We start from the raw sequence: 5,560 nt of genomic DNA on the forward strand, positions 1-5,560 counted from the left end.
CTTTGAGACACATGGGACATGAGCACGAGGTGTGGTCCATCGCTGCCTCTCAGCGGGTGCAGTCCACGGCTTGCGCCGCACGCTTCACGAAAGGCCGCTATCAGGAAATCGCCCAAACTTTGCAAACTCCGCTCTCTGCGCACAGCCGACATTCTCGCCCTGCGCGGAATCGAGGGCGAAGCCCGCCGCGCATCACCGACGCGCCCCCACGCGGCGGCGATTTGGTGAGGCTGGGCACATCGCTCTGATCTCGTTCGGATATGGCTGACATAAAGTGCCCAGCCCCATCGTCGCTTCGTCACCGCGCGCGTCGGCAATGCGCGGCTTTATGCGACGTCTGCTCCATCCCGCAACAGGTCAACTACGGTGCCACTTTGCAAAGCCCCCTCCCTGCGCATGGTCGGCCTGCCGTGACGGCTGAACATCCGTCAATCAGGCCGCTCATGGAGCGGTCGCGTCTTCAAAAGGCGCAGCGCTCGGGGTCGCGTTCCCGTGCCAGCCGTACCTGTTGGTGTCATCGGCGCAAAGGGCGCGGTCTGTCTCGCCACCGCGCCCCGTTTCGACGAACGCGCCCCCGGAACGCGCACGTCATGCCCAGAGCGCGCGACATGACCGGCAGTCGGCCCGGAAGGGCGCGGCGGGCATCTCGGTGCGGTCGGCATCGCTTGCGGGCTGCAACCGGGGCACGCGGCGCGTCATATCCGATATCCAGTATCAGCATCGAACAGGCAAACCGCACCCGGCTTTACGGACAGGCGCAGCGGGCCGGTCTTGGCCGCGAATTCATTCCCGACATGCACGGTCACCGTATCCTGTCCGATTTTTCCGTGCAGCAGGCGATGGGCGCCGAGTTCTTCCACGATGTCCACCTGCATGGAGATGACGCCCTCCGGGTCGGGCAGGAAGTCCTCGGGCCGAACGCCCGCCACAACCTCGCCCTCATGCGCGGTTTCGCAGAGCGCGCCGCCGTTCAGGTACAGTTTCCCGGACTCGGCGCCGCTCCGCAGCAGGTTCATCGGGGGCGCGCCCATGAAGGCGGCGACAAAGGTGCTTGCCGGGTCGTGGTAGACCTCGGCCGGCGTGCCGATCTGCTCGATCCGGCCCGCATTCATGACGATGATACGGTCCGCCATGGTCATGGCCTCGACCTGGTCATGGGTGACATAGATCGAGGTGACGCCAAGCCTGCGTTGCAGGGCCTTGATCTCGATCCGCATCTGGTGGCGCAGCTTGGCGTCGAGATTGGACAGCGGCTCGTCGAACAGGAAAAGCGCCGGGTCGCGCACGATCGCGCGTCCCATGGCGACCCGCTGGCGTTGTCCGCCCGAAAGCTGGCTGGGTTTGCGGTCAAGATGGTCACTCAGGTTCAGAAGGGTCGCGGCCTCCGCCACCTTCCCGGCGATCTCGGTCTTGGATATGCCCCGATTCCTGAGCCCGTAGCCGATGTTCTTGCGCACGCTCATGTGCGGGTAGAGCGCGTAGTTCTGGAACACCATGGCGATGTCGCGGTCCGCCGGGTCGATCGCGTTCACGATGCGCCCCGCGATGGAAAGCTCGCCCGAGGTGATCTCTTCCAGCCCCGCGACCATGCGCAGAAGCGTGGATTTACCGCATCCCGACGGCCCGACGAGCACGGCAAATTCGCCTTGCTTGATATCGAAATCCGTCGGTTTCAGGGCCTCGACCCCGTTCGGGTAGGTCTTGCCGATGTTGTTGAAGCGAACCTGTGCCATTTTTCTTGCCTATTTGTCGGATTCTGTCAGGCCCTTGACGAACCAGCTCTGGAAAAACACGACCACCAGCACCGGGGGCACCACCGCGACCAGCGCCAGCACGTTCGAGCGGCCGAATTCGGGCACCACGGCGCCTTCGAGCACCTGAACGATCTGCTTGATGCCGCGCACCAGCGTGTACATGTCCTCGTCCGTGGTGATCATGGTGGGCCAGAGGTACTGGTTCCAGCCGTAGACGAACATGATGATGAACATCGCCGCGATCATCGTCTTGGAAAGCGGCACGAGGATATCGACGAAGAACTTGACCGGCCCCGCACCGTCGATGCGCGCGGCCTCTACCAACTCTTCGGGGACCGACCGGAAGAACTGCCGGAAAAAGAAGGTCGCCGTGGCCGAGGCGATCAGCGGGATGATCAGCCCTTGATAGGTGTTCAGCATGCCAAGCCGTTGCACCACTTCGTAGGAGGGCAGGATGCGCACCTCCAGCGGCAGCAGCAGCGTCGTGAAGATCAGCCAGAAGGCCAGCGTGGCAAAGCGCAGGCGGAAATAGACGATCGCGTAGGCGGCCGTCATGCCGATCACGATCTTGCCGACCGCGAAGCCGATGCCGAGGATGAAGCTGTTTTTCAGCATCGACAGGCCGGTGTTGTCCCCGGAAAAGCCCGAGGCCTGCAGCATCGCCTTTTGCAGGTTGTCGTCGAACTGGTCGCCGATCTTGAGCGACGGGCCGGTCTGGATGATCTCGGTATCCGGGATCGTTGTCATCTGCAGGATCATCAACAGCGGCAGCATCAAAAACAGGCTGCCCGCGATCAGGACAGCATGATCGGTGACGGTGGACAGTTTCGGTTTGCGCATGGCCCGGGCCTTTCAAGTGTAGTGAATGCGGCGTTCGAGCAGCCGGAACTGGAAGACCGTCAGCGCCAGCACGAGGACCATCAGGATCACCGATTGTGCCGAGCTGCCGCCGAGGTCATTGCCGCGGAACCCGTCGACGTAGACCTTGTAGACAAGCGTCATGGGGTTGTTGCCCGGCTCGCCCTTCACCACCGTGTCGACGATGCCGAAGGTCTCGAACAGCGCGTAGGTGATGTTGATGATCAGCAGGAAGAACCCGGTCGGCGCCAGCAGGGGAAAGGTCACGTCCCAGAAACGGCCCGAGGCCGAGCGGTTGTCGATCAGCGCCGCCTCGCGCACCGAGCGCGGGATCGACTGCAGCGCCGACAGGAAAAAGATGAAGTTCACCGGCACCTGCTTCCAGACCGAGGCCAGGATCATGGCGAAGGCGGTGTCATTGAAATTCACCCCGACCATGTAGGTATGGCCGAACAGCGCGAAGACCTCGGTCAACGGCCCCCAGCTCTGGTTGAACAGGATGACGGCGATGAAACCGGCAACCGGCGGGGCAACCGCGTAGACCCACATCAACAGCGTCCGATAGGTCTTGGCCCCGCGCAACACCTTGTCCGCCTTGACCGCCAGAAGCAGGGCAAGCGCCAGCGAAAAGACCGTCACCAGCAGCGTGAAGGTCAACGTGAAGGCAGCGACCCGGCGATATTCGGCACTGCCAAGCAGGTTCGTGTAATTGTCCAGGCCGACGAAGGTCGATCCGAATCCGAAGGGATCCTGCAGGTAGAACGACGAATGCAGCGCCACGATCGCCGGCCAGTAGAAGAAGATGCCGATGATGGCCAGTTGCGGCACCAGCAGCAGCACCGGCAGCCAGGGCGAGGAAAATCCAGCGCGTTTCATGAGGGGGTCTTTCCGATGAAGGTCGGGCGGCCATCGTTCGACAGCCGCCCGATCGGGGTGTTGCGACAGGGCTCAGCCCTGCGTCTTGGCAAAGCGCTCCAGCAGCTGGTTGGCTTCGGTCTCGATCGTCTGGAATGCCTCTTCGACCGTGGTCTCGCCTGTCAGGATGCGGCCGTACTCGCGGTTCATGACGTCACGGATCTGCACGTAGAAACCCATGCGGTAGCCGCGCGTGTGCTCGCCCGCGGGCAGGGAAAGCTGCTGGATGCCCACTTCGGCGGCCGGCATGCGGGCGTAGTGGCCGTCTTCCTCGGCCAGCTCGTAGGCGGCCTCGGTGATCGGGACGTACCCGGTCTCCTTGTGCCAGAAGTACTGGGTCTCGGGCGCGGTGAGGAACTCGAAGAACTTCGCGGTGGCCGCGTTCTCTTCGGCGGAATGGCCCGACATCGCGAACAGCGCCGCGCCGCCAATGAAGGTCTGCTTGGGCTCGGTCGTCACCGCTTCCCAGTAGGGCAGGTAGGTGGCCGAGAAATCGAAGCCGAGATCCTTCTGGGCCAGGCCGCCGAAGGAGCCGGAAGAGCCAAGCCAGATCGCGACCTTGCCTTCCTCGAAGGGGGTCTGGTTGTCGCCCCAGCCGGTGCCGTACCACTTGAAGAAGCCCTTGTCCTGCCAGTCGGTCACCGCGGAGAAGTGCGCCTTGATGGCGTCGTTGTTGACGAGGATCTCGGTGTCGTTGCCCTCGTAGCCGTTGTCGTTGGTGGCGAACGGCAGGTTGTGGCGTGACATGAAGTTCTCGGTGAAGATCCACGGCAGGTGCGATTGCGCCAGCGGGATATAGCCTTCCGCCTTCAGGGCGGGGGCGGTCGTCGACTGGAATTCCTCCCAGGTTTCCGGCGGCTCGACACCGGCCGCGTCCAACGCGTCCTCGTTGTAGTACATGATCGGCGAGGACGAATTGAACGGCATCCCGATCATCTTGCCGTCGCTGTCGGCGTAGAAATAGCGCACGCCCGAGATGTAGTCCTCGATGTCGAAGTCCACGCCATTGTCGGCCAGCAGGTCCTGCACCGGCACGGTCGCGCCCTCGGCCCCGATGACAGTGGCTGCACCGGCGTCGAACACCTGCATGATGTTGGGCTGCTCGCCCGCGCGGAAGGCGGCGATCCCGGCGGTCAGGGTTTCCTCATACGTGCCCTTGAAGACCGGGGTCAGCACGACCTCGTCCTGAGAGGCGTTGAAATCCTCGGCAATCGCGTTGACGGTTTCGCCAAGTGCACCGCCCATGGCGTGCCAGAGATCGATTTCCGTCTGTGCCGTGGCCGCCGTTGTCATCGCCATTCCGGCGACGACGCTGGTGAGTGTGATACGGGACATTCCTGTTCCTTCCATTGAACATATCCGAGTGGTCGGGATGGCGTTGGTGCAGCGCGGGAAAGGAGGATTGCTGTTGTCGATTCCTGAGAACAAGGACATGCCGCGTCACCAGCAGGCCAACCAAACCCATTGCATGGTGTCCCGATGGACGAGGCACGTAATGCTATTTTGAAAGTCATGCGAAGGTTTTATGACGGCAGGAACCATCCAGTGGCCGACACTGCGGAATTTTGTGGTTCGACATACGATGGCTGTGACGGGGTGGCTCTTCCCTCGACTGTTTCTTGAGGCCTTCCCGCGTTGTTGCCACATCCCCCATGCCGCCTTCCGAGGCGACCGAGGGGGGCGAACCGCCGAACGTGTCCGCTTCAAACTGCCTATCGCCCCATGCCCCGTCTGGCACGCAGGTCCGCTCGGGGCCGTTGCCAGCTGCACTTTTCAGCGTCACCGCCCGCACCGCGATCGCCATTGCCGCGCAGGTCGCCGAGGTGCCGGTCTCGATCTTCGACCGCTTCGCGCCTGCCGGGGGCTGATGCTGGACGCGCTTTGCGCCGTGGGGCGGCACACCCGGCCATTCTCACGGGCAGGCCAGGGCTCTCGGGGGCGTCCGTCGCGTCGGGCGCGCCGAGGTCGAATAGAGCTCGGAGTGGATTTCCTTGAGCGCGATGGCATCGGCCACGCGGTAGGTCGTGCCGGGG

Annotated in this window: 4 protein-coding genes and 1 pseudogene; all 5 read right to left on the reverse strand. The window is 63.3% G+C overall.

Annotated elements, in window-relative coordinates; genetic code table 11:
- Nucleotides 1–695: 695 nt before the first annotated feature.
- Entirely contained in the window at nt 696–1,733 is a 1,038-nt protein-coding gene (locus tag ACH107_RS29425; protein ID WP_412509265.1) for an ABC transporter ATP-binding protein, read from the reverse strand.
- Nucleotides 1,734–1,742: 9 nt separating this feature from the next.
- Nucleotides 1,743–2,594, reverse strand: a complete 852-nt coding sequence (locus ACH107_RS29430; protein ID WP_412509266.1) for an ABC transporter permease subunit — start codon at nt 2,592–2,594, stop codon at nt 1,743–1,745.
- Between the two features lie 12 nt (nt 2,595–2,606).
- Nucleotides 2,607–3,488: an ABC transporter permease subunit gene (locus ACH107_RS29435; protein ID WP_412509267.1), complete on the reverse strand. Its 882-nt coding sequence runs from the start codon at nt 3,486–3,488 to the stop codon at nt 2,607–2,609.
- Nucleotides 3,489–3,560: 72 nt separating this feature from the next.
- Entirely contained in the window at nt 3,561–4,862 is a 1,302-nt protein-coding gene (locus tag ACH107_RS29440) for an extracellular solute-binding protein (protein ID WP_412509268.1), read from the reverse strand.
- 625 nt (nt 4,863–5,487) lie between these two features.
- Nucleotides 5,488–5,560: pseudogene (locus tag ACH107_RS29445) on the reverse strand (Lrp/AsnC family transcriptional regulator); the annotation flags it as partial.

This window comes from Roseovarius halophilus (ex Wu et al. 2025) (genome assembly GCF_047086965.1).

Coding starts and splice junctions, on each gene's coding strand:
- ACH107_RS29430 (WP_412509266.1), bottom strand. CDS start 2,594: ATGCGCAAACCGAAACTGTCCACCGTCACCGATCATGCTGTCCTGATC.
- ACH107_RS29425 (WP_412509265.1), bottom strand. CDS start 1,733: ATGGCACAGGTTCGCTTCAACAACATCGGCAAGACCTACCCGAACGGG.
- ACH107_RS29435 (WP_412509267.1), bottom strand. CDS start 3,488: ATGAAACGCGCTGGATTTTCCTCGCCCTGGCTGCCGGTGCTGCTGCTG.
- ACH107_RS29440 (WP_412509268.1), bottom strand. CDS start 4,862: ATGTCCCGTATCACACTCACCAGCGTCGTCGCCGGAATGGCGATGACA.